We start from the raw sequence: 23,141 nt of genomic DNA, 5'->3' as shown, positions 1-23,141 counted from the left end.
GACCATCCCATTAGCAGACATCCCGTCTATCGCGATCCAGGAGCTTCCTTGTGCAGCGCGTCTTTCTAACTGCGGCTATTCGAGCGGCATGAAGGGAGCGACGATTGACCTGAATTGCTCGCCGATGGAGGCGGAACAATGCAAGACGCCATGGGAAATGAATTTGGAGTACCCGCCGTGGTCGATCGGGGCACTTTCCAGGCCGAGCCGGACGCGTTGCGGGTTCGGGAGAAGGCTCACACAAAAGAAGGCGACGCGATTGCAGCCGCCCGCCGGCGACTCCCCATGGCAGCCGCTGACTTCGTTCCTGCACCAGAGCGAATAGCCGAGCCGAAACGTCTGCCGCCTCGATTCCTGCGAACGTGGACGACAATTGCATGTTTCCGCTTTTCGGAGCGCGTTTTGGGTGTCACCATGCTCGTGAAAGGACGGGAGGGCCGCCATGCGCTGGTGTGTCTCGGTCGGGGCGGTGCTTGTTGCGGGGACGATAGTTGGCGGCATTGCCGCGCCGAGCCCGAAATCTCGATTCGCCGACACCAAACCCAAAGTATCATCCGTCAATGTCGAGCTCGTTATCGCCGTCGACGTCTCCTATTCGATGGATATGGACGAACTTGCCATTCAGCGCGAGGGCTATGCACAGGCCATCGTGTCGAAACACTTCCTGCAGGCGCTGAGTGCCGTTCCGGGCAGCAAGGTGGCCGTGACCTATTTCGAGTGGTCGATGTCGGGCGACGACAAGATCATCATTCCCTGGCGCGTGATCGACGGCCCGGAATCGGCGGATGCCGTGGCCGCCGAGATCATGAAAACGCCGGTTCGCCGAGGTTCGAGCACCTCGATTTCCGGTGCGATTAATTTCGCACTGCAGCTGTTCGAAGAGAATCCGTATCGCGGGTTGCGGCGCGTCATCGACATTTCCGGCGATGGGCCGAATAACGACGGAGCCCCCGTAACCGGCGCGCGCGACGCTGCCTTGGAGAAAGGCATCATTATCAACGGCCTCCCGATCATGATGAAGGAGCCATCCCTCTCGACGACTGATATCGAGAATCTCGACCTCTATTACGAGGACTGCGTGATCGGAGGGCCGGGCGCCTTCATCATGACGATCAAAGATCGCGAAAAATTCCAGGAAGCGATCCGGACCAAGCTTGTTCGCGAAGTTGCGGGCCTCACGCCAGAGAGCGGGATCGTCCCAGCCGCCGAGAAAGAGCCCCGGGTGCCCTGTTTGATCGGCGAAAACAAATCGCAGGAGCGTGGCCGGCGGTGAGTGTCGAGACAATCATTCAGAGCCGCCGGTCGAACAAACTTTAGACAGCAGTTTGTCATGGTCGCAGCCCCACGCGCCGGGGCATTGAAGGTGCTAACGTCCGTTCGTGGCCCACACCGACGAAATCCCGCGCTCGTCCAAATCGCGGAAATGGCTGACGTATGGTCAAAACCACGCGACTGGCGAGCAGGTTTTGGAAACTGTGCCCCAGCAGGCCGTCGTCAGCATATATTGGGTCACAAGGAGGTGCGATATGGCGACAACAGCTACCCAAGTCGTTCTTGATACGCCGGCAGCGGTGTTCCAGCTTCCGGCCACCGACGGCAAGACTTACGCACTGGACGACGTTGCGGGCGAAAAAGGCACGGTCGTCGTCTTCATCTGCAACCATTGTCCCTATGTTAAAGCGGTGATCGACCGCATGGTTTCGGACGCCCGCGTGCTGATGTCGGAGAGCATAGGCTTTGCGGCGATTTGCTCGAACGATGCGGCGAGCTATCCCGAAGACTCATTTGAGAATATGAAGCGTTTCGCGAAGGATCATGATTTCCCGTTTCCATATCTCCACGACGAGACCCAGATAGTCGCTCGGGCGTATGGAGCGGTCTGTACGCCGGACTTCTTCGGTTACAATGCTGACCGCAAACTCAAGTATCGCGGCCGGCTCGACGAAGGGCGTACAACTCCGCCTCGCGCAGGGGCGCCCCGAGAGCTTGTCGAGGCCATGCGCGCGATTGCGACCACCGGTCTGGCGCCGGCTGACCAAAAGGCGTCTATTGGCTGCTCGATCAAATGGAGGGACGAATGAAGCCGATCCCTGTCAACAGGTTTCGGCGCGGCACCCGATTTTAGCCCAGACATCGTCAAGGCGCTGCGCCGCCACGGCATCAAGGGAACGATCATTGCATCCCAAGGCGCGGCCCGCGAAAGCTATTTGCAGAATTTCGCCAACGAGCCCGAGGAAAAAGCGCATCCGGGTTTCTTCAGTGAGAATCTGTATGCCGCTTCATCGCTGATGTTCGACAGCGCCGGCGCGGCGGCGCAGGCCTTTGCCGCCGACTACAAAGCGAAAGCGGGAACCTCGCCAAGCTGGGTTGCCGGCTATGCCGGGACGGTGCTCGTTATCATCGTCGTGCTCTACCGGCGTTATGCCGTGTGAGGCAAGCGTGGATACCTCGCCGGCCCGCCACACCTTCTTGAATTCGCAGCATTGGTCCGGATCTGACCCTTTGAGACATGCCAACCGGCCCGGAAACTGTCCGCTTATCGAGGTAAACCAGAAGTGGCTTGCCCGCGGTCAAATTGGCGTTCTTGACTCCAACCGGATGTTGCGCGCCCCAAAGACCGGAACTGTGGTATCCTCCGTCAAACGCGATGGGACGGTTCAGTGAAGCGGCTGCCCCTCGAATGGCATTTGCTGCGCGTCCTCGTGTCCTCGCCGGGCGCCGGGACAGCACAAAATGGCCTGGCATCCCTACCTCTTAGGCGCTACTCGGCCCGCGCCGACGAGGTTGATCGAATGAGTGCGCCAGGCAAGCTGGTGCGATCCAGCCGGCGGAAGACCGGTCCGAGTAAGGGGTAGCGCTCTCCCGGGTCTCGAGGAGGACCAGCGTCGTGAAGCGGGACTTCGACCTCATCGTCTATGGCGCGACGGGTTACACCGGCCGTCTCATCGCCGAATATCTGGCGACGTCCTATCGCGGCGACGATGCTCCGTCCTGGGCGATCGCCGGGCGCGCGACCGACAAGCTCCAGAAGGTGCGTGCCGACATCGGCGCACCAGACGATTTGCCTTTGGTCAAGGCGGATGCCGCCGAGCCGGCCAGCCTACGTTCGATGTGCGAGCGTGCGGCCGTGATTATCACGACAGTCGGGCCCTATCAGCTCTACGGCCCCGAGCTTGTGGCGGCCTGCGCGGCCACGGGCACTGGCTATGTCGATCTGTGCGGCGAGCCGGCTTGGATGCGGCGCATGATCGACGCCCATCACGAAGAGGCGAAACGGACGGGCGCGCGGATCGTCTTCTCCTGCGGCTTCGATTCCATCCCGTTCGATCTCGGTGTGCTCACGTTGCAGGAGAAGGCGCGCGAAAAATTCGGACGCCCGGCGCGGCGGGTCAAAGCCCGCCTGCGCAAGGTGAAAGGCGGCATGTCGGGCGGCACCGCGGCGAGCGCCCAGGCGACGTTGGCGGCCGCAGCGCGCGACCCGGCCCTGATCCGGCTGCTGACCGATCCCTTCGCGTTGACGCCGGGGTTCACTGGGCCGTCTCAGCCGTCGGGCCTCATCCCCGAATACGACCCGAGCATGAACGTGTGGCTCGTGCCGTTCCCCATGGCGCCGATCAACACCAAGAACGTGCACCGCACGAATTTCCTGTTGGGTCATGCCTACGGCACGGATTTCGTTTACGACGAGATGATGGTCGCGCCGGGATTTGGGGAAATCGGTCGCGTGACGACGGAGACGTTCGCCACGATGGTTTCCCTGTTCGGTTCCGGCGGTCTCAAACCCGGCGCAGGCCCGACTCGGGAAGAGCGAGAGAAGGGCTTCTACGACATCCTCTTCCTGGGCGAGCTGCCGGATGGCCGACGGGTCGAGGCGGTAGTCACGGGCGACCGCGATCCGGGCTATGGCTCGACCAGCAAGATGATCGCCGAAAGCGCTCTCTGCCTCGCGCGCGACGTGCAGGGCGAGGGCGGCGCCTGGACACCGGGCGCGATGATGGGTCCGGCGTTGCGTAAGCGTCTAAAGGAGCGCGCCGGCCTCACCTTCAGCGCCCGTTGAGGTAGCGCTCCGAACTGCAGCGGCGTGGCGGATTACGTTCGTCACCAACGAAAGCGCGGCTTGGCGTGCGCCAGCCTCAAATCCGGTTCAACGGCCGCTTCCGGCCCGTTTGAGATATCCCCTCTGGCTCTGAGAATGTCCAATTGTCGGGACAGCGACGAGCTCCATCGCAAGGTTGCACGATGAAGAAGGTAATCAACTCAGCACTGTCGCGCCGCCACTTTTTGCGGCTCACGTCAATTGCCACGGCGTCAGCTCTGACTCCAACGGTGTTGTGGGCCGAGCAGCAAGAAGCAGCGGATTCGGCCACATCCCAGGCCGTGCCCGCACGCATCGCCACGTTCGAGGAGGTATGGCGCACCGTGCGAGACCGGTTCTACGATCCGCACCTACACGGGCTCGATTGGTCGGCGGTCCGGGACCATTACTTGCCGGACGCCACGCGGGCGAGTTCCGAAGAGGCGCTGGCCGGCGTCATTAATAGCATGCTCTCTGAGCTGCATGCTTCGCACACCCGCTACTACACACCGTACGAACCAGAGTACTACCAGCTTTCCGATATCTTTGCTGGTGCGTTAAGGCGGCGCCGACTGGAACGCGCTTTTCCGAGTGGCCGTATCTCCTATCCCGGCATTGGCGTCCTCTCGCGTCTCGACATGCAGGGCCACAGCGCGATTACCGGCGTTATAGAAGGCACGCCGGCCCAACAAGCCGGCCTGCTCGCTGGCGATGTGATTGTCTTCGCCGACGGTGCACCGTTTCAGCCGGTCCAGTCATTCCGTGGCAAGGTCGGCAAGGAGGTTGTGCTGGGGCTGCGTCGTACCGGCGCGTTTATGCAAATATCGGTTACTCCGGTCGAAATTGAGCCCAACAAAATGTTCTTGGACGGCCTGAAGGCCAGCGCCCGTACAATACCGGCCAACGGCCGAAGCATCGGCTATGTTCATGTCTGGTGCTACGCTGGCTCCGTGTATCAGCGAACGCTCGAGCATCTTCTATCGCACAGTCCCTTGAACGGCGCCGACGCGCTGATCTGGGACTTGCGCGACGGCTGGGGCGGCGCGATCCCCGGGTATCTTGATTTGTTCAACACGCGAGCGCCGACGACGCAGGTCACTGATCGCAATGGCGCCAGCGAACTCGAGAACGTGAAGTGGCGCAAGCCTGTCGCCATGCTTGTCAACGGTGGCACCCGCAGCGGCAAGGAGATCCTTGCCTATGGCTTCAAGAAATATCGGCTTGGCGAGGTCATCGGTAGCCGGACCAAGGGAGCTGTCCTCGCTGCGACGGCATTTCTCATTGAGAGCGGCTTGCTGTTGCTCGCGGTCGGAGACGTGCAGGTCGACGGCGAGCGGCTGGAAGGCGTTGGCGTGGCACCCACGATCGAGGTCCAAGCTGACCCGGCCTCCGATCCTCAACTCAATCGTGCAATCGCAGTCCTATCCGTGGCCTGATCCTCGGGAGGCAGCCCTGCTAGCTCTGACCCTGATCCGCGAGGATCGGACGCCACAAGTGAAATGCTGCGTTTCTTGCTGGGGCATTCGCTCCCACGGCAGCCAGGTTAGAGTTAGTCCGCTCGTGGGCCCCTCTGAGACGTTCGGGGTCAGCCGAATGTCCGGTTTGCGCGGCGGGTTCAACTGATGGCCGCAACATTCTGCGAACTTCTCAGCTGGGGTCTGATAGAGCAAGGTCTTTCGCGGCCTTTCATTGAGCTGTCTTGCGATCGCGCTGAGCTTGGCCTGGCTGTACAGGGACAGATCGGTGCCACGCGTAAGATACTGACGCAGCAATCTGTTGGTGTTTTCGTTTGACCCGCGCTGCCAGGGACAGCGAGGATCGCAGAAGTAGACGTCGACCTCGGTGGCCAATGTCAGGCGCTGATGATCGGCGAGCTCTATTGGGCAAGCTTCGGCAGGCACGTGGATGCGATGCGCGGCGTGTTCGAAGACATGAAGCGGCAATCAAGCGGGCGTTAGATTGCCGTTCACCCGCGCGTGAAGTCGCCAGGCTTCAATCCGAGCGCTTTCACAGCGGCCTCCGGAAGCGGTCCCCACGCTTCCACCTTTTCGTTCGGGGCCATCATCGCAGCGATAATCGCCGCGGCGGTTTCCGGATCCCTTTCCGCCACGAAATAGACCGAGCGAACGGGTGGACCGCCGCCTAACGGCTGAGTTGTTACCAGGACAACCTGACCATTTGCCATGCTTCGATATACCACCGCCGCAGTGCCGCTTCCATGATCGCGTAACCCCGCAGGGCGGCAATGGCGCACACCAAGGCAAATGCGCCATTGGCCTTGCGTCGTCCTGGCGTCACCACCAAATGGCACAATCTTGGGAGACACAATCGCTCGAGGAGCGAGAACGTGGCCAGCAAAAAACTGCCAACCCAGGGTCTCCCGGTGATCGCCCGCTTCGAGGTATGCCACCGCAATTACCTCGCGCCAGACGGCTCCATCGACCGCCCGCCCCTGCCTTCGCCTTCGATGCCAACCTGCTTGTAGCGCTTTACCGGTCGATGGTGCTCCTGCGCCTGTTCGACCGGAAGGCTGTTGCATTGCAGCGCACCGGGCGGCTCGGAACCTATGCCGTTTCGCTCGGCCAGAGGCGGTATCGGTCGGAATAGCCAGTGCGATGCGAGATGAAGACGTACTGCTGCCCCCCTATCGCGACAACGGCGCGCTGCTTTGGCGTGGCGTCAAACTGGAGCAGATCCTGCTGTTCTGGGGCGGCGACGAACGAGGTAATTGGTTCTCCTCCGGGCCGGCCCACGATTTCCCGTTTTGCGTTCCCGTCGGATCACAGGCGCCGCATGCTGCCGGCGTCGCGTACGCCTTCAAGCTCGTGTTCGTCGCCACCAACAATCAATGGGCCATATCGGTACCGTTGCGGTTGCAGACCGGCTCGGAAACACTGGCGCAGAAGGCCGTCGCCGCCGGATTTACCGGTGAGCAGGTGAATGGGAGTGACGTGGTAGCGATGCGCGCCGCGGCTGAAGAGGCCATTGCCGCCGCCCGCGATGGGTAACGGCCCACGCTTCCTCGAGGCGGTTACCTATCGGCTCGGCGATCACACGACCTCCGATGATGCATCACGCTATCGTCCGGCTGAAGAAGTCCCATTGGAAGGAAGAGCCGATTGCGCGGGTGCGGGCTTATCTTGCTGGCCAAAAGATGTGGAGCAAAGCGGACGAGGAAAAGCTTGCAGCCGAGTGCCATGAGCGCATCGAGGCCGCGGTCGAACGCTATCTGGCAACGCCGCCACGCCGGCCCGACACCATGTTCGATCACCTCTATGCCGATCTGCCCGAGGTCTATGCCCCGCAACGCAATGAACTCGCGGGAGAGGACTATGCCTGAGGTAACGTTGGTCGAAGCCATCAATCTGGCGCTAGGCCGCGCGATGGAGGATGATCCGAGTGTGGTCGTGCTTGGCGAAGATGTCGGCGTCAATGGCGGCGTGTTCCGCGCGACCGTGGGTTTGCAAAAGCGCTTCCACGATCGGCGTAACATTCGTCATCGAGGGCGCGCGCTAACTCGCCGCGTCGACTTGGCGCCGCGATAGCAACACGCTGAGTGACAGGGACTATCGGCGCCGCTCGTTTCTAATCCGGGATAGTACAATTTCCCATCATGTGCGACCAAACGGCCATACAGGTGCGCTTGCCGTAGCACTCTCCGCATTCCGGGCGTGGGGTTGACCATGATGCCCATAAACCTTTGGGCTCAGCAGTCCTTCGAACGAACATATATCGCGGCGCGCTGCCCGCGGCGAGGAGTATTACCGAATTGATCACCGCATTGCAGAACGATGGCGCAACTGACGTTGCCGGACGGGGAGATGGGTCGCTATTGGGGTAACTTCGTCACAGGTCTGCCAGCAACTTGCGAGCTTCCACGAGATCGCGTGTTTCCAAGCCCTCGCTGAAGCAGCTGTAGATCGGCACAAGAGCGTCGCGCGCCTCTCGCCGCATGCCGCGTGCCGCCTGGAGTCTGGCTCGCGCAACGCTTGCGCGGAGCTCGGGCAGCCTCGCTCCCTGGGCAGCGGCAATTTCAATCGCAGCCTCGAACTCCGCGTCCGCTTGATTTTCGGCCTCCTCCCCGGCTGCCAGCAACAGCAGTTCACCGCGCTCCCGGTGAAGTTCGACGGCGCACCAGCTCTCGAGACTTGCGTCCGCAATTGCGACCGCTTCGTCGATGACCCGAAGCCCGGCCATGGCGTTTCCAGCCTTGCGATGAAGCGCCGCGAGCAAGCCAAGATGGTGCGGAATACGTAGCCCCGCATTTGTACGCCGGAAATCCTCAAGCCCAGCATCGAAGTCCGCAAGACCTTCCTCAAGCCTGCCGGATTCAGCGATCGCCCAGGCGCGAACAAGGCTGGCCCATGCGCCATAGTAGTCGAAGCGGTACTCGGCGCAGATGTCGCGTGACTCTGCAGCGGCTTTCAGTGCGGCATCTGGCTCTTGCCGGAATTGATATAGCATTGCCAGATAGTTGAGCGCGAGCGCGACGCTGAATGGATGTGAAATCTCGCGCGCGACGGCGAGCCCTTCCTCAGCAATCCTAAGGCTGTGAACGGGATAGCCGAGATGCCAGTCGCAATGGCTCATGTAGGCACGACAAAATACGCTCATATCGATTCCGTAAACCTCGGAATAATAGCGACCGCGGTATTCGCCGGCTTGGGCGCTTCTTGCGAGCCGGTCGCGCGAGAATTGAAACTGGCCGAGGTGGAACGAGAGCACTCCCGCAAGATGATCGGCTTCGGCCTGACGCACGGGGTCACCGCTTCGTTTCGCTAGCGCCTCCGTCTCCTCAACGAGGCTTGTGACCTCGCGCAGGTTGGCGCGCACGTGAAAGACGTGGCCGAGCCCCTTCAACGCGGCGGAGAGATCAGCCTCGCTCTGCAGCTCGCGGCTGAGCTCCTGTGCGCGCTGGAACGCCGCTTCTGCCTCGCGTGATGCAAATCCTTTTGTAGCAATCAGCGGGCCGCCAAGCCCAAGCTGCAGGGCAAGCTCGAAGCGCGAGCGTGATGCTCCGGGAGGAAGTGCCTGGGTGCGCTCGAGCCCCGATCTCAGATGGGCAATTGCCTCCATATTCGCCGATCGGGCGGCTGCGAGGCGGCCGGCCCTCAGCCAGTATGGAATGGCCTTCTCTGCCAATCCCGCCTCGCCAAAGTGACGAGCAACAAGCTCCGGCTGCGCTTCGACAAGTTGCGGAAAGAGCGCTTCGATCGATGTGGCAATCCGCGCGTGCAGCTCCTGGCGGCGCCGCTTGAGCAGGCTTTCGTAGGCGGCATCGCGCACCAGGGCGTGCTTGAAGACATAGGTAGCGGCAGGCGCGAGGCCGCGCCGGAAAACGAGCTCTGCCGCTACCAGGCGGTCAAGCGCCGCGGCGAGCTCCCCACCTGGCATCGACACGACCGCAGCAAGCAGCTCGTGATCGAACTCACGGCCGATACAGGCTCCGATCTGGGCGACCTCCTTGACTGGGGCAAGACGGTCAAGCCGCGCCATCAACGAATCGTGCAGCGTCGCCGGGATCGCCAAGGACGGGAATGCTCCTGCGAGCACGTAACGATCGCCGGTGTAGCGGAGGATCCCGGCTTCAAGAACGGCCTTCGTGAGCTCCTCGGTAAAGAGTGGCACACCCTCGGTCCGCGCCAAAATCTGGTCGAGGACTTCGGCGGGAAGCGCTTTGCCTTCGGTGATCCGGTCGACGAGTACAACCACCTGCGCCTGTGGCAGGCGATTTAGCATGAGCAACGTGACGTGCGGAAACCCGGTCCATGGCGGTGGGAGTTCTGGGCGGAACGTGGCGACGACCAGCACTGGCAGGTCCTGAAGACGATCCACGATCTGGTCGAACAGCTCGCGCGAGGTGGGATCGAGCCAGTGCGCGTCTTCAAGCACCATCAGCACCGGGCCACGAGCGGCAAGTCGATTGAGCCGGGCCAGGAATGTGCGGAACAGGAGCGCCTTCCTTTGCTGCGGCGACATCTCTGGCTGGGTGCTCGGCCTCTCAGTTGGAATGCCGAGCAGATCTGCAAGAAGCTGGATTGCATCGCTAGACAGCCCTTCGCCGTTTTCGCCAAGAAGTAATTCGAGGCGCTTGAGCCGTGTTTCCGCGGCATCCTCAGGTGCGAACCGCGCCTCGCGCTCGAGCTGCGAGATGAAGGGAAAGAGCGGGCTGTTTAGGTGATGCGGCGAACAGGCGTAGCTAACGAGCGTGATTTGTTCGGCCTGTAGCCGTTCGCGCAGCGCGAGCACCAATCGTGATTTTCCGATTCCTGGCTCGCCGAAAATCAAGACGACCTGTCCAGCTCGTCCTCTGGCAAGCCGCCACCGTGACAGCGTCAAATCGAGCTCCTCGCTGCGCCCGACGAGTGGCGTGACGTGGGCTCCGTGCAAAGCCTCGAACCTGCTCTCTACACGGCCTTCGCCGATGACCCGCCAAGCTTGCACCGGCTCAAAGCCCTTGAGCCGAAGGGAACCGAGCTCAACAAATTCGAAGAGATCGCCGACCAGGCGGCGCGTGCTGTCGGCGATAACGACCGTACCGGGCTCCGCAACCTGTTGCAGACGGGCCGCGAGATTAGGCGTCTCCCCAGTGACCGCTTCCTCCTTCGCAGCACCTTCCCCGAGCAGATCACCCACCACGACAAGCCCAGTGGCGATGCCGACGCGTGCTGCCAGCAGGCCTCCTGCGCCGGACGACAGGCCGCTGACTGCTGTTGCGACCGCAAGTCCCGCCCGGACAGCTTGCTCTGCCGCATCTTCGCTTGCGCGCGGCCAGCCAAAATAGGCCTGCACTCCGTCTCCCAGAAACTTCGCGACGTGGCCCTCCAGTCGCGCAATCTCTCCCGCCACCGTGCTCGAGTAGGCCCGCATGACCTCGCGCAGCTCCTCGGGATCGAGACGGCGGCTGAGGTCGGTCGAGCCGACGAGGTCGACGAACATGAGCGTGAGCTGACGGCGCTCCACCGACGCGGGGGACCCCGCCGCCGCCAGGTACGCTGGTAGAAGGCCGATTGCATCGAGAAGCTTCCGTCGGTGGCCGACGGCCTGGACTCCAATCTCCCTGAGATCTTCAGCCGTCAGGTGGGGCAATATCTCAAGGTCAATTCCGTTGTCGCGGAACGTCTGCTCATAGGATTGCAGGCCCAGACCGCGCAGCCATTCTCCGATGTCCAACTTCGTCTCCGTAGCCCCCTCGATTACGGATCCCCTCCTCCTCTTGTCAGGCGGCCGGTCGCTGTGCAGCGGACGGCCTGACGTTCTGGTTTAGCCGGAACAGGTTGCCGGGATCGTACTTGGCCTTCAGCGCGGCAAGACGAGCGTAGTTCGGGCCGTAGGCGCTGGCTATGCGATCGGTCTCGTCCTCCGGCATGAAGTTGACGTAGACGCCGCCGGTTGCGTGAGGCGCGGTCTCAGTAAAGAGCCTGCGCGCCCAGGCAATCGAACGTTGCTCATCCGCCGGATCGCGCCATCGCGTGTGAACGTTCATGACAAACTTCGCATCGCGGTGGGGGAACGCCGTGGCGTCGACGGCCATGCGACTGGTGGCGCCACCAAGCTGACCAATGAAAATCTCGCACTCCCCGGTCGGCAGGCTTGTCGTATGGCTCACCAGCGTGTCGAGAAGACCGTCGTTGAGCTCAACGAAATTGTGCGACTTCCAGTAATTATAGGCGCCGGGCGTGAGCAGCGGGTCAAACGCGGTCTGCCAAGCCGCGAAGGGCTGCATGCCGATCACGTCCGCGATCGGCTCTCCAAGCGCGCGCAACGGCTCCAATGCACGCTTGCCCTCGTTCTCATCTCCCGCATAGCAGACGGCGAACGCGACGATCTCCTTGCCGTGAATCTCGGCGGGCAGGAACGGCAGCGGCGGCGCCTGCCTGAGCACCACCCACACCGTCAGTTCGTCGGGCGCCTTGACGGCGACGTCGCGATAGCCCGCGAGCAGTTCCTTCGCGCGCGCAAAGGGATGGACGATGAGTCCGGCCAGAACCATTGGGCCAACAGGGTGCAGGCGGAACTCGAACGAACTCACCACCCCGAAATTGGCTCCGCCTCCGCGCAGTGCCCAGAACAGGTCGGTATTCTCGGCGATGCTTGCCCGGACGAGCTCACCTTCGGCCGTCACCACGTCGGCCGAGATCAAGTTGTCGGCGGCAAGCCCGAACTTTCGGCTAAGCCACCCGAAGCCGCCGCCCAGCGTCAATCCCGCAACGCCGGTTGTCGAGTTGATCCCGAGCGGAGTAGCAAGGCCGAAAGCTTGCGCCTCCTTGTCGAAGTCGCCAAGCGTTGCTCCCGGGTCCACGCGCGCGGTGCGGTGAAATGCATCGACCCGGACGGAACGCATCAGCGAAAGATCGATCAAGAGCCCGCCGTCACAAACAGCATTGCCCGCGATGTTATGGCCGCCGCCGCGCACGGCGACCAAGAGGCCGTGCTCACGCGCAAGCCGTACGGCACGAATGATGTCTGCGGCCCCTCTGCAGCGCACGACCGCCCCTGGGCGGCGATCGATCATCGCATTCCAGATCGTGCGTGCTTCATCGTAGCCCGGCTCCTCGGCCAGACAGACGTTGCCTCGCAAGGTTTGGCGAAAGGCCGTAATTGCATCGCTTTCAAGCGTAATCGCCCCGCCCTGCAGCGAGGCCAGCCGGATCTCTGCCATGGCATCTCCTCCGTGACTAACGGTCAGTGTTTCGGCAATCAGCGCGCTGGTGTTTGCAAGTCCGCGACATCGGACCCGCAACGGTGTCCGCACCTGCAATCGGTCTCAACGAGACTCAAGCCTTCAGGTCCGTGATCCTCATAATTGCGACCACGTTCCCGTCATTGAACGATTGCTCCTTTGTCTCCTTATTGCAGGTCCAGACAAAATTCTTCTTGGCCGTAAAGGTCTTTCCTTCCTGCTCAACCCGGAGCTCCCCTTCGGTGATATGGCAGATCATGGCATTCATCATCGGGGGACCCATGGTCTTCGACCCCGGCTGCATGATGATATCGCGCATCGAGACGATCTTGAAACCGGGGATGAGGGATGGTGTCTCGCCCTCATATTCACGCACCACCACACCTGGCCACGGCGTCGTATCCTTGTAGCCCGCGGTTTGAGCGGCGGCGGGCTTCATCACGGCCGCCGTAGCCGCAGCCAAACCGATTCCGAATGCAAACCTGCGACTGATCTTGCTCATCGCTTTCTCCTAAGGTTACTGCAACGAGCCGCCGCTGATGCGGCGCGCGTTTCGTGGACTGTGAATTCGTGGTGTGAAACCGAAAGGGGGCGGTTTCTTAAGGAGCGTCGCTGCCGACAGCAATACTACTGCTCGTTCGTCCCGAACGGTGACTTCGGCACATCCCGCTTCAAGGGCAACCACATTCTACGCGACCCCACGCGCCTTAGAAACGGATGTTTCGCCCAAGAGGCACGCACAATGTCTCAATTTGCTTAGAATCTAAGGTCGGCCTTGGTGTCAGGCAGCTTCACTTCGGCTAACCGAACATGGCCCGTCAGTGACGCTGACTGGTCCTGCGCCTGGTCGCAAGATGTGCGCGGCCACAGCACATTGGCATCCCGCGCGGCGATGAACCGCGCGGCTCCCATAGATGTCCGGAGGTGGGGCTTCTCGGGCTTACGACTTACGCCGAAGGTCCGCTTTGCGCCCAACAGCGGCCACCCCCCGCGGTCGCTTTTGACCAAACGGACATTGACCCATCGCTCACGAGCCGTGTTCAAAGGTCTCCGCGGCCCTGCTGGATCCCCGCGTGGAACACGCCTAGGCGACAATCGGAAGCCCTCGGAACATCCTGAGGAGATGTGCGCTCTTTGGTCGCGATACAGGGCACGGTGGAAGGTCCTATGCCCGCCACAATAATATACACGTCCTCGACATCGATCCGCGCCTTGCGCGGCGTTGTTTGCACGCCGGACGCCTCCAAGCAGGAGCTTAGCCGGACGGTAATTGGTGCCGTCCGGACTCCCTTCCTTCATCACATGATCGGATGGTGGTTGTTGCTGCACGCATGAGGCCGGATGCGGGCCCTTCTTAGAAGTGCGGCCGTCCCAAAATGGCTGGTTTGCGTCAGCAGTTGGCAATCTTCGGAAGTCCGCTTGTACGCCTCATGACGGACGTCAATCGTTCGAGCGGTCTTCCGCTCAGCGCCAAGCGCGGCCCCTACTATTTCAACCCGCACAACATTGGCGACGTGGATGGCGCGCACCGAGCCGATCTCCATCGGCTGGATGGTCTTGACCTTGCTCGACGGAATGATCTTCCCGCTCGCCACCGCCACGACGTCGACCGAGCCGATGATGGACCAGACCAGAGCGGCGGTGAAGAAGCCGCAGGTCATCAGCAGCAGCATCCGCAGCCCCGGACTCGGCGGCTTTTCCATGATCTCGAGGGCGGCCGGCAGGAACTCGTGATCGGAGAGCGGCCGCCGGTTGCGGTCGGCCTCGTTCTGCATGCTCCAGCTCGCCCGTAGCACGGCCCAGTGCTTGGCGAGGGCCGGAAAGCGCTCGGCGACCCATGCCGTCACGTGCTGCGCCCCATTTGCTTCGCCGCCCGAACGCAGCAGCGTCTGGTGGTCGCCGGTTTCGGTGATCTCGCCGGCTTCGACCGTGACGATCCGGTCGCACTGCCGCACGGCGGACAGGCGGTGCGCGATGATGATGACGGCGCGGCCGCGGGCGATGCCGGCGAGATTGTGCTGGATGATCTCCTCGCTCTCGGCGTCCAGCGCGCTGGTCGCCTCGTCGAGGATCAGGATGCGGGGATTGCCGATCAGCGCGCGGGCGATGGCCATCCGCTGACGTTGCCCGCCCGAAAGATTCCCGCCTCGTTCGTCGATCACCGTGTCGTAGCCGTGCGACAGTCCGAGGATGAAGTCGTGTGCACCAGCGAGCTGAGCGGCGGCGATCACCCGTTCCATCGGCATGGTCGTGTCGGAAAGAGCGATATTTTCGCGCACCGAGCGGTTGAACAGGATGTTCTCCTGAAGCACGACGCCGATCTGCCGGCGCAGCCATGCCGGGTCGACCAGCGCGAGATCGACACCATCGACCAGCACCCTGCCCTGCTCCGGAACGTAGAGGCGCTGCACGAGCTTGGTCAGCGTCGACTTGCCCGAGCCGGAGGGGCCGACGATGCCGATCATCTCGCCCGGCTGGATCGCGAGCGTGATGCCGCGCAAAGCCTCCGGCGCATCGGGACGATAGCGGAAACGAACCCGATCGAAGTTCACTGCGCCCTTGATCGGAGGAAGGCTCGCTCGGTTGGGATTGTGATCGGGTTCGGCCGGCGCGTTCAGCACATCGCCGAGCCGGTCGACCGAGATGCGCACCTGCTGAAAGTCCTGCCAGAGCTGGGAGAGGCGGAGGATCGGTTGCGCGACGCGCCCGGAGAGCATGTTGAAGGCAACGAGCGATCCGACCGAGAGGTCGCCGGCGATGACCGCCTTCGCGCCGAAGAACAGGATCGCAACCGTGGTCAGCTTGGACACCAGTTGGACTATAGGCGTACATGACCCCGAAGAAGACGATGGTGAAGAAGAGATCGATCACGACGGTGACGGCATTGGAGGTCAGGAATTCGCGAATGCGGTCGAGTTCGCGCACGCGGGCAACGCTGTCGCCGACGCGGCGTGCCTCGAAATACGACAGCGGCAGGTTGAGAAGGTGCCGGAATAGCTGCGCCGAAAGCTCGCTGTCAACGCGATTGGTGGTGTGAGCAAACAGCCAGTTGCGCAGCGCCGACAATCCGGTCTCGAAGATCAGCACCGCCGAGAGCCCGACCGCCAGCACGTCGAGCGTCGTCAACGACTGGTGGACTAGCACCTTGTCGATGACGAGTTGGAAGAAGATGGGTGAGATCAGCCCCATCAGCTGCAGGAAAAACGATCCAATCAGGACGTCGCGCAACGGCCCGCGGTATTCACGAGCGCGGGAATGAACCAGCTGATGTCGAAAGGGCGCGTCGCCCCCGCCATCAGCTCGCGCGTCGTCATGAGAAGCAGCCGCCCGGCATACCGGCCGCAGAAATCGTCCGCCGACCATACTTCGGGACGTCCGCCATTGCCGCGCTGGATCAGGAAGCGCGTTCCAGCCGCCTGCTGGTCGACCTTGAGCAGAACGACGGCCTCACCGTCCTCCAATTCGGCAAGCGCAGGCAACGGGACCTTGTGAAGCGCCTCGGGTGCCGCAGGCTTCACCTTGGCGACGATCTTCAGCCGCTTAGCGATCCGGGCGAGGTCTTCAAGCTGGTACCGTTCGCCCGGCGGAACCATGGTCGTGGGCGATCTGACCGGCGTCGGCCGGGACACCAAGGAATTTAGCGACCAGAATAAAGGAAAGCAGCGACGCCGGAAGCTTAGGATCATTGCCGCTCGTTGGGTCTGCGGCCTCGTCAGGCGCTTTCGCAATCGCAATGGTCATGACCCCAACTTCACACCCAGCCAGAACATCCGGGATCTCATCCCGGAACCATGCAGGATTTGCTTGGCTCGGCTAATTCATCCACTCGCGCAGATCCAGACAACAACTTAACCACGGATAACACGATCGCTTACATCTGAAGCTCGTTCGGGTGCTCAGCGACGTGTCAGGTGCCCGGGAGGGCCTGGACTATGATGCGCCTGGCCGGATCGACATGGCGCTCCTCACGCGATTTCTACAATTCGACGACTACGAATTCTACCTGTGCGGCCCAGCCCAGTTCACTCAAGCATTGTATGATGGACTGCGAGAGTACAACATCGCGGACGGCAGAATCCACGCCGAGCCGTTCGGGCCCTCTTCGCTGAAGCGGACCGCCGATCTCGGCGCGACGGTGCCTGCGAACGAGACGATGAAATCCTGATTTGCTCCGCCGTGCCTGCAGAGCTGGCGGGGCAAGACGACAATCGAATTCAACTCGCCCTTTGAGGGCGGCGCTTCTCAACACCGGAAGACCGCCGCATCCCACGCAACAGTCTCTTTCTGAGTTTCGCCATCCAAACACGCAGCACATCGATCACCCTCAACGCACGATCAAAGGAGAATTGAAATGTCTCGCCCCCCGCTGCCGCCATTCAACGAACAGAGCGCCATCGAGAAGGTCCGATTGGCCGAGGATGGCTGGAATAGCCGCGATCCCGCCAAGGTCGCGCTGGCTTATACTGTCGACACCCACTGGCGCAATCGTGCGGAGTTCGCCAACGGCCGCGAGGAGGCACAGGCCTTTCTGACCCGCAAGTGGAATAGGGAGCTCGATTATCGATTGATCAAGGAGCTCTGGACGTTCGCCGGCAACCGCATTGCAGTGCGCTTTGCCTATGAGTATCACGACGACAGCGGCCAGTGGTTTCGTGCCTACGGTAACGAGAACTGGGAATTTGCTGAGGATGGCTTGATGCGCACACGTCACGCGAGCATCAACGAACACCCAATCTCCGAATCCGAACGGAAGTTTCGTTGGCCGCTGGGCCGCCGGCCCGACGATCATCCGGGGCTGAGCTATTTCGGCTTCTAGCAACTCAGAGCGTTTTCTCGATCTCAAGCTCACCGATGAAGAGATTGCCAGGCTTTCGCCGCTTCGCCTGCCGCTAACGCACAAGCGCCTCGATATCGCCTATGGCAGCAATGAGCTCCCGGCAATCGTCTGCGATTCAATCAACCATCCTCGAGGCGCTGCGACGCCCTGACGGCATTCTGGTGGAGGCTGCCGGCCGGCTGCTGGACTAAAAGCGCGAAAACAACCCCATGCACAGTAGGAATGTCGTTGTTTCCAAAGACAAATCCACATCGTTTCTGAAGGCGGATCCACGTCAGGCAAATTCACCTCGCGTGTGGCTTTGACTCGTCGGGCAAAACAGGGGCAGAATGCCATCATCGCCTCGACTGTCCCGTCCTCGCATCAAGCCAGACCTGTTCTCCCGCGACCCGGACCGGATAGAGCCGCAACGGCGCACTTGGCCAACCCGAAGAGATGCAGCCGTCGTGCAGATCGAACGATGCTGCGTGACGGGGACAAAACAGCTGGCCTGCCGCCACGTGCCCTAAACTAAGGTCCGCCTGTTCGTGCGGGCACGCGCGCTCGCACGCGGCGACCTCGCCATCGTTCCAGATCACGAGCATGTCGAGCCCGGCCACGCGCACGCAAACGATCGTCTCTGCCTTCAGCCGATCCAGATCACAGACCGCGATCCACCCCGGTTCGTCTGGACGGACCGTCACATCATCCACCAAGATAGGCCTTCCGCACATGCTCGTTCTCGATCAGCTCGGCGCCGGCCCCGGACAGCACGATGCGGCCGTTCTCGAGCAGGTAGGCGTGATCGCACATGTCAAGCGCGGCGAACGCGTTCTGCTCGACCAGGAGCACCGTGGTGCCGGCATCGCGGATGCGGCGGATGATCGCAAAGGTCCGCTCGACGATGTTGGGGGCAAGCCCGAGCGATGGCTCGTCGAACATGATCAGCCGCGGCCGCGACATCAGCGCGCGCCCGATCGCGAGCATCTGCTGCTCGCCGCCGGACAGCGTGCCGGCGGCTTGCCGGCGCCGTTCGGCAAGCCGCGGGAATTCCGCATAGATGCGATCGCGATCGGCTGCGATCTCGCCGGAGCCGCTGCGCAAGTAAGCGCCCATGTCGAGATTTTCCTCGACACTCATGTGCGGGAACACCCGCCGCCCTTCCGGGCAATGCGCGATCCCGCTCGCCAGCACGCGTGGCGGCCGGGCTCCCGTGATGTCGAGGCCATCGAAACGCATCTGACCGGAGCGCGGCGGCACCAGACCCGAAATGGCCCGCAGCGTGGTGCTCTTGCCGGCGCCGTTGGCGCCGATCAGGGCCACCAGCTGACCGGCCTTCACATCCAGCGAGATGCCGCGCAGCGCGGTGACGCCGCCATAGCCGCACACCATATCGCGGATCTCAAGCACGTGCCGCCCCATGGCCGAGATAGGCCTCGATCACGGCCGGATCGTTGCGAATGACCTCGGGCGTCCCCTCGGCGATGATGCGGCCGTAGTTCAGCACCACGATGCGGTCCGAGACCGTCATCACCATCGGCATGTCGTGCTCGACCAGCAGGATCGTGATGCCGCGGCCGCGGATGCCGCGGATGAGCTCGACGAACCGGTGCGTCTCCGAGGCATTCATGCCCGAGACCGGCTCGTCGAGCAGCAGCATCGAGGGTTCCGCGGCGAGCGCGAGCGCGACGCCGACCAGACGCTGTTCGCCATAGGAGAGCGAGCCGGCCGCATCGTGGGCGCGGCGTTCAAGGCCGACCCATTCCATCAGCTCGCTTGCGCGCTGTCGCAGCTTGCGCTCAGAGGCGCGTGCGCGCGGCAGCCCGAGGATGGCATCGACCAGCCCGACCCTGCCCTGACGATGCAACCCGATCAGGAGATTGTCGTACACAGTGTCGTTGGGAAAAACGCTGGTGCGTTGGAACGTCCGGATCAGGCCGAGATCGGCGATCTGATGCGGCTTCAATCCGTTGAGCGCGGTGCCCTGATAGGTGACGCGCCCGGCGCTGGGCTCCAGGAAGCCGGTCATGACGTTGAAAGCTGTGGTCTTGCCGGCGCCGTTCGGCCCGATCAGACTGAGGATCTCGCCCTCGCCCACAGTGAAACTCATGTCGGAGATCGCGACGAGGCCGCCGAAGCGCACCGCAACCTGCTCGATCGTCATGGCGACCGTCATCACACCCGCTCCTTGACGCCGGTCTCGGCGAGCGCGACCGGTGCCAGCGGTGTCTTCCCGCTTCGTCTTGCGGCAAAGCGCTGGGCCAGCGACGGAACGATGCCGCGCGGCAGCACGAACAGAATGGCGATCAGCACGCCGCCATAGGCGATCCACTGCCCTTCGGGGGCCATGATTGGACGCAGCGCGACCGGCAGCAGCCCGAAGATCAGGCCTCCGACGACGGGACCGGCCAGCGAGCCCTTGCCGCCGCTGATGACCATGATCACCATGGTGACGGTGTTGATGAAGGCAAACACTTCGGGATCGATGATCCGGATATAGTGGGCATAGAGGCTGCCGGCCGCGCCTGCGATCGCGGCCGATATCACCGCCGCCAGCGTCAGCGTCCTCGTCACGTCGATGCCGACGGAGACCGCCAGCGTTTCATTCTCCATCAGTCCGCGCATCGCCCGGCCGAAATGCGAATGAACGAGGCGCGCGATCAGGAGATAGGCTATCAGCCCCACCGCCAGCACGAGGTAATAGTTCTGCAGCTTGGTGCGCAGCGTCAGCTCGCCAACGCCAGCCAAAGGCAGCGCAATCGAGGGAACGTTGGTCAGCGCCAGCGGCCCTTGCGTCAGTTCGACCCAATTCAACGCGACCAGCCGGACGACCTCGGCAAAGGAGATCGTCACGATGACGAAATAGGCGCCGCGGACGCGGAACGAGAGCAGCCCGACGAAATAGCCGCACGTTCCGGCGAACAGGATCGCGAGCACGAATCCCAGGATCGGCGGCCAGGGCTCATGAACCAGCCGGAAGCCGCCGGGCAGCCCGATGTCGAAGCCGAGCGATGTCAGTGCGCTGACATAGGCGCCGATGCCGAAGAAGGCGATGTGACCGAGACTCAGTTGGCCGGTGAAGCCGAGCAGCAGGTTGAGACTCATCGCGCCGATGACGAAGATCCCGGTCGTGATCAGCGCATTCAGGAGATAGGGATCGCGCAGCCAGAGCGGCACCGAAGCCAGAGCTGCGACGGCAAGAATGGTGAGAGCTGCCCTCATCCGACGCGCTCCGAGCGTGCGAACAGGCCGGTCGGCTTAAAGATCAGGACTGCGATGATAATCACGAAGCCCATGGCGTCGCGGTAGCCGGACGAGACATAGCCGGCGCCAAGCTCCTCGGCCAAGGCCAGGATGAAGCCGCCGATCACCGCTCCCGTGATGTTGCCGAGGCCGCCGAGGATGACGATGGCGAACGCCTTGACTGCGGCGAGGTCGCCCATCTGCGGGAAGATCACATAGACCGGCCCGAGCAGCGCGCCTGCGGCAGCCGCAAGACTGGAGCCGATGGCGAAGGTGGAGGTGTAGATGAGATCGACATTGACCCCCATCAGCGACGCCGTGTCGTGGTCCTGAAACGTTGCCCTCATCGCACGGCCAAGTCTGGTCCGGTTGATCAGCAGGTAGGTCACCAGGATCAGGAATGCCGCCGCTGCCAGCACGAACAGGCGCAGCCAGGACACCGAGACCGGTCCGAGCACCAGCGGGGCCTCGGGAAACGGCGTTGCCACCGATTTCGCGACGCCGCCCCAGATCCACAACGCGCCCGATTGCATCGCGATCCAGGCGCCGATCATGACCAGCATCGTGGTGTCGATGTCGGAGCCGCGCAGCGGCCTCAGCAGTGTCAGCTCGATGGCCGCACCTAACAGCCATCCGGCCAGCACGGCGACGGGCAACGCCAGGAAGAAGTTCAGCCCGAGCTGATGCACCACGATGAACATGATGTAGGCGCCGAACGTGTAAAGCACGCCATGCGTGAAGTTCACGACGTTCATGATGCCGAAGATCAGCGTGAGCCCGATGCCCAGCAGCGCATAGGTGCCGCCGAGCACGAGCATGTTGACCAGATGCTGTAGAAACTCGCTCAAAGCCGTTCCCGAATGACCCGTAGTAAAGCAGGGCTATCGCACATGACAGCGCGAGGCTGCCGGATGAGCTCGGCCTGCATGGTTCGAGACGCCCGCTTTGGCGGGCTCCTCACCATGAGGGTCTAATATCTCGCCGCAAAACGCGACCTCATCCTGAGGGCCCGCCGTAGGCGGGCGTCTCGAAGGATGGGCCGCAGGCAAGCTGCCCGCCGCGCTTTTCTTCATATGCGATAGCCCTGCGTAGTAAGGCGAGAGTGGCGATGTGCCGCCCTCGCCTGTGACTGGCCGACACTAGAGCGTCTTCATCTCGACCTTGCCCTCGTTGATCTCGATCAGATAGACGTTCGGCTGGCTCTGCCCGCTTTCCTTGCCTTCGGGACCGGATTTGCGGAACACGATGTCGCCGTTGAGCCCCTTCAGCTTGATGTCCCAGAACGCAGCCTTGATCGCCGCGGGTTCGGCCTTGCCCGCCTTCTCGATCGCGGCTGCCACGGTGCGGATACCGTCATAGCCGCGGAAGCTCTCGGTGCAGCCGGCGAACTCGAAGCCGCGCTTCTTCCATTCGGCAATGAAGTAGCTAGTGGCTTCCGGGTTCGGCGTCTTGTCCGGGAACCACGGCAGGAAGGTCGTCAGATGCATGGTGCCGTTGGCCGCGGCTCCCGCCTGCGCGATGATCTGGTCCGGGTTCTGCGAGCCGCCGGTGGTGATGATGCGCTTCTTCAGCCCCAGCGCGGCCGCCTGCTTGAAGATCAGCGTCAACTGATCGACCGCGGTGGTGACGATGACGGTCTCCGAATCCGAGCTCTTGATCTTGGAGAGCTGCGCGCTCATGTCCTGCGCGCCCTGGTCCATGGTCTCGACCAGGCCGATGCTGATGCCCTTGTCCTTCATCATCTTGCTGAAGTCCTCGGCGGTGCCTCGGCCCCAGTCGTTGTTGATGACGAGGAAATCGACCTTCTTCAATGCGAGCTTGTCGACGATTCCCTTGAACGCCGCGGCCTCGACCGCCGAGGGCGGCGAGATGCGGAAGATGAAGGGATTGCCTGTCGTGGTGATCTTGCCCGAGGACGAGGTCTCGACCACCATCGGCGTTTCGTATTCGATCAGCTTCGGCATCACGGCGAGCGTCAGACTCGACCCCCAGGCGCCCATCAGGACCGGCACCTTGTCGCTGGTGATGAGCTTTTCGGCAACGGCGGCCGCTTCGGTCGGATTGCTCTTGTTGTCCTCAATCACGAGCTCGATCTTCTTGCCGAGAATACCGCCCTTGGCGTTGATCTCGTCGGCAGCGATCTTGGCACCATTGACGACGTAGGTGCCGGACGCCGCGAACGCGCCGGTGAGCGGTTCGTTGACGCCGATCTTGATGGTCTGCGCCGCGGCCGCGCCGGCGAACAGGGCTGCCGCCAGCGCGACTGCCGGAACAAGTCCGAGTGCTCGTGTCATTCTGTCTCTCCAAATCCCACGCTGTTGATC

At 62.5% G+C, this 23,141-nt stretch carries 19 protein-coding genes and 6 pseudogenes; 12 read left to right on the top strand and 13 right to left on the bottom strand.

All coding sequences use genetic code 11. From position 1 onward, the window contains the following. Positions 1-138: 138 nt before the first annotated feature. The 6 genes and pseudogenes from FXV83_RS45400 to FXV83_RS09945 form a co-directional block, all read left to right on the top strand. Positions 139-237 (top strand): annotated as a pseudogene (locus FXV83_RS45400) (DUF899 domain-containing protein); the annotation flags it as partial. A gap of 205 nt (positions 238-442) precedes the next feature. After that, positions 443-1,273 carry a DUF1194 domain-containing protein gene (locus FXV83_RS09965; protein WP_148738998.1) on the top strand — a complete coding sequence of 277 codons (831 nt, stop codon included), beginning with the start codon at positions 443-445 and terminating at the stop codon, positions 1,271-1,273. A 253-nt stretch (positions 1,274-1,526) separates the two neighbouring features. Next, on the top strand, positions 1,527-2,081 hold the full coding sequence (locus tag FXV83_RS09960) for a thioredoxin family protein (RefSeq protein WP_148738997.1): 555 nt from the start codon (positions 1,527-1,529) through the stop codon (positions 2,079-2,081). Positions 2,082-2,207: 126 nt separating this feature from the next. Continuing rightward, positions 2,208-2,432, top strand: coding sequence for a type 1 periplasmic-binding domain-containing protein (locus tag FXV83_RS43975; RefSeq protein ID WP_235939358.1), 225 nt, complete (start codon positions 2,208-2,210; stop codon positions 2,430-2,432). 455 nt (positions 2,433-2,887) lie between these two features. Then, the gene (locus tag FXV83_RS09950) at positions 2,888-4,057 is read left to right on the top strand and encodes a saccharopine dehydrogenase family protein (protein ID WP_148738996.1); all 1,170 of its coding nucleotides are present in this window, start codon (positions 2,888-2,890) and stop codon (positions 4,055-4,057) included. Between the two features lie 182 nt (positions 4,058-4,239). Beyond that, positions 4,240-5,511 carry a S41 family peptidase gene (locus FXV83_RS09945; protein ID WP_148738995.1) on the top strand — a complete coding sequence of 424 codons (1,272 nt, stop codon included), beginning with the start codon at positions 4,240-4,242 and terminating at the stop codon, positions 5,509-5,511. Positions 5,512-5,715: 204 nt separating this feature from the next. Here the strand turns inward: FXV83_RS09945 and FXV83_RS09940 are convergent. Next, a pseudogene (locus FXV83_RS09940) lies at positions 5,716-5,952 on the bottom strand (IS30 family transposase); the annotation flags it as partial. An 89-nt stretch (positions 5,953-6,041) separates the two neighbouring features. Beyond that, positions 6,042-6,485: a hypothetical protein gene (locus FXV83_RS43970; protein WP_235939357.1), complete on the bottom strand. Its 444-nt coding sequence runs from the start codon at positions 6,483-6,485 to the stop codon at positions 6,042-6,044. A 205-nt stretch (positions 6,486-6,690) separates the two neighbouring features. Between FXV83_RS43970 and FXV83_RS43965 the strand changes: the two genes are divergently transcribed. The 4 genes and pseudogenes from FXV83_RS43965 to FXV83_RS44905 form a co-directional block, all read left to right on the top strand. After that, complete coding sequence (locus tag FXV83_RS43965; protein WP_283811704.1) at positions 6,691-7,083, top strand: thiamine pyrophosphate-dependent enzyme; 393 nt, start codon at positions 6,691-6,693, stop codon at positions 7,081-7,083. Beyond that, positions 7,076-7,129 (top strand): annotated as a pseudogene (locus FXV83_RS44910) (hypothetical protein); the annotation flags it as partial. The gene FXV83_RS43965 and the pseudogene FXV83_RS44910, both read left to right, overlap by 8 nt. 10 nt (positions 7,130-7,139) lie before the next feature. Continuing rightward, positions 7,140-7,415, top strand: coding sequence for a hypothetical protein (locus tag FXV83_RS43960; protein ID WP_235939363.1), 276 nt, complete (start codon positions 7,140-7,142; stop codon positions 7,413-7,415). Next, positions 7,408-7,563: pseudogene (locus FXV83_RS44905) on the top strand (alpha-ketoacid dehydrogenase subunit beta); the annotation flags it as partial. The gene FXV83_RS43960 and the pseudogene FXV83_RS44905, both read left to right, overlap by 8 nt. Positions 7,564-7,921: 358 nt before the next feature. On the opposite strand, the gene FXV83_RS09920 reads toward FXV83_RS44905, so the two are convergent. The 5 genes and pseudogenes from FXV83_RS09920 to FXV83_RS45395 all read right to left on the bottom strand — a co-directional run bounded on the left by FXV83_RS09920 (position 7,922) and on the right by FXV83_RS45395 (position 16,499). Beyond that, positions 7,922-11,248, bottom strand: a complete 3,327-nt coding sequence (locus FXV83_RS09920) for an adenylate/guanylate cyclase domain-containing protein (RefSeq protein ID WP_235939356.1) — start codon at positions 11,246-11,248, stop codon at positions 7,922-7,924. 46 nt (positions 11,249-11,294) lie between these two features. After that, positions 11,295-12,737 (bottom strand): FAD-binding oxidoreductase, encoded by a 1,443-nt coding sequence (locus FXV83_RS09915; protein ID WP_148738992.1) that lies wholly within the window; start codon positions 12,735-12,737, stop codon positions 11,295-11,297. A 115-nt stretch (positions 12,738-12,852) separates the two neighbouring features. Beyond that, the gene (locus FXV83_RS09910; RefSeq protein ID WP_148738991.1) at positions 12,853-13,260 is read right to left on the bottom strand and encodes a hypothetical protein; all 408 of its coding nucleotides are present in this window, start codon (positions 13,258-13,260) and stop codon (positions 12,853-12,855) included. A 1,366-nt stretch (positions 13,261-14,626) separates the two neighbouring features. Then, positions 14,627-16,039 (bottom strand): annotated as a pseudogene (locus FXV83_RS42570) (ATP-binding cassette domain-containing protein); the annotation flags it as partial. Positions 16,040-16,319: 280 nt separating this feature from the next. After that, a complete protein-coding gene (locus FXV83_RS45395; RefSeq protein WP_187435796.1) occupies positions 16,320-16,499 on the bottom strand; it encodes a cysteine peptidase family C39 domain-containing protein in 180 nt (59 codons plus the stop codon). Between the two features lie 136 nt (positions 16,500-16,635). Between FXV83_RS45395 and FXV83_RS09890 the strand changes: the two are divergent. Both FXV83_RS09890 and FXV83_RS09885 read left to right on the top strand, forming a co-directional pair. Next, positions 16,636-16,890 (top strand): annotated as a pseudogene (locus tag FXV83_RS09890) (FAD-binding oxidoreductase); the annotation flags it as partial. Between the two features lie 219 nt (positions 16,891-17,109). Continuing rightward, positions 17,110-17,574 (top strand): nuclear transport factor 2 family protein, encoded by a 465-nt coding sequence (locus FXV83_RS09885; protein WP_148738990.1) that lies wholly within the window; start codon positions 17,110-17,112, stop codon positions 17,572-17,574. A 356-nt stretch (positions 17,575-17,930) separates the two neighbouring features. Here FXV83_RS09885 and FXV83_RS09875 read toward each other — a convergent pair whose 3' ends face one another. The 6 genes from FXV83_RS09875 to FXV83_RS09850 all read right to left on the bottom strand — a co-directional run bounded on the left by FXV83_RS09875 (position 17,931) and on the right by FXV83_RS09850 (position 23,111). Next, positions 17,931-18,287 carry a Rieske (2Fe-2S) protein gene (locus tag FXV83_RS09875; RefSeq protein WP_235939362.1) on the bottom strand — a complete coding sequence of 119 codons (357 nt, stop codon included), beginning with the start codon at positions 18,285-18,287 and terminating at the stop codon, positions 17,931-17,933. After that, positions 18,280-18,984 (bottom strand): ABC transporter ATP-binding protein, encoded by a 705-nt coding sequence (locus tag FXV83_RS09870; RefSeq protein ID WP_187435795.1) that lies wholly within the window; start codon positions 18,982-18,984, stop codon positions 18,280-18,282. Before FXV83_RS09870 ends, FXV83_RS09875 begins: the two co-directional genes overlap by 8 nt. Then, complete coding sequence (locus FXV83_RS09865) at positions 18,977-19,750, bottom strand: ABC transporter ATP-binding protein (RefSeq protein ID WP_187435794.1); 774 nt, start codon at positions 19,748-19,750, stop codon at positions 18,977-18,979. The genes FXV83_RS09870 and FXV83_RS09865 overlap by 8 nt, the downstream gene beginning before the upstream one ends. Next, complete coding sequence (locus FXV83_RS09860) at positions 19,750-20,796, bottom strand: branched-chain amino acid ABC transporter permease (RefSeq protein WP_148738986.1); 1,047 nt, start codon at positions 20,794-20,796, stop codon at positions 19,750-19,752. Before FXV83_RS09860 ends, FXV83_RS09865 begins: the two co-directional genes overlap by 1 nt. Beyond that, complete coding sequence (locus FXV83_RS09855; protein WP_187435793.1) at positions 20,793-21,665, bottom strand: branched-chain amino acid ABC transporter permease; 873 nt, start codon at positions 21,663-21,665, stop codon at positions 20,793-20,795. The genes FXV83_RS09860 and FXV83_RS09855 overlap by 4 nt, the downstream gene beginning before the upstream one ends. Before the next feature lie 291 nt (positions 21,666-21,956). Continuing rightward, a complete protein-coding gene (locus tag FXV83_RS09850) occupies positions 21,957-23,111 on the bottom strand; it encodes an ABC transporter substrate-binding protein (protein WP_187435792.1) in 1,155 nt (384 codons plus the stop codon). Positions 23,112-23,141 lie beyond the last annotated feature (30 nt).

The organism is Bradyrhizobium hipponense (assembly GCF_008123965.1).
GTDB lineage: Bacteria > Pseudomonadota > Alphaproteobacteria > Rhizobiales > Xanthobacteraceae > Bradyrhizobium > Bradyrhizobium hipponense.
Note: the sequence above shows the minus strand (reverse complement) of the source record. Positions and strands in the feature narration are given on the sequence as shown.

Coding starts and splice junctions, on each gene's coding strand:
- FXV83_RS09965 (WP_148738998.1), top strand. CDS start 443: ATGCGCTGGTGTGTCTCGGTCGGGGCGGTGCTTGTTGCGGGGACGATA.
- FXV83_RS43960 (WP_235939363.1), top strand. CDS start 7,140: ATGATGCATCACGCTATCGTCCGGCTGAAGAAGTCCCATTGGAAGGAA.
- FXV83_RS09860 (WP_148738986.1), bottom strand. CDS start 20,796: ATGAGGGCAGCTCTCACCATTCTTGCCGTCGCAGCTCTGGCTTCGGTG.
- FXV83_RS09915 (WP_148738992.1), bottom strand. CDS start 12,737: ATGGCAGAGATCCGGCTGGCCTCGCTGCAGGGCGGGGCGATTACGCTT.
- FXV83_RS43965 (WP_283811704.1), top strand. CDS start 6,691: ATGCGAGATGAAGACGTACTGCTGCCCCCCTATCGCGACAACGGCGCG.
- FXV83_RS09885 (WP_148738990.1), top strand. CDS start 17,110: ATGTCTCGCCCCCCGCTGCCGCCATTCAACGAACAGAGCGCCATCGAG.
- FXV83_RS09865 (WP_187435794.1), bottom strand. CDS start 19,750: ATGACGGTCGCCATGACGATCGAGCAGGTTGCGGTGCGCTTCGGCGGC.
- FXV83_RS09960 (WP_148738997.1), top strand. CDS start 1,527: ATGGCGACAACAGCTACCCAAGTCGTTCTTGATACGCCGGCAGCGGTG.
- FXV83_RS09910 (WP_148738991.1), bottom strand. CDS start 13,260: ATGAGCAAGATCAGTCGCAGGTTTGCATTCGGAATCGGTTTGGCTGCG.
- FXV83_RS09850 (WP_187435792.1), bottom strand. CDS start 23,111: ATGACACGAGCACTCGGACTTGTTCCGGCAGTCGCGCTGGCGGCAGCC.
- FXV83_RS45395 (WP_187435796.1), bottom strand. CDS start 16,499: ATGACCATTGCGATTGCGAAAGCGCCTGACGAGGCCGCAGACCCAACG.
- FXV83_RS09945 (WP_148738995.1), top strand. CDS start 4,240: ATGAAGAAGGTAATCAACTCAGCACTGTCGCGCCGCCACTTTTTGCGG.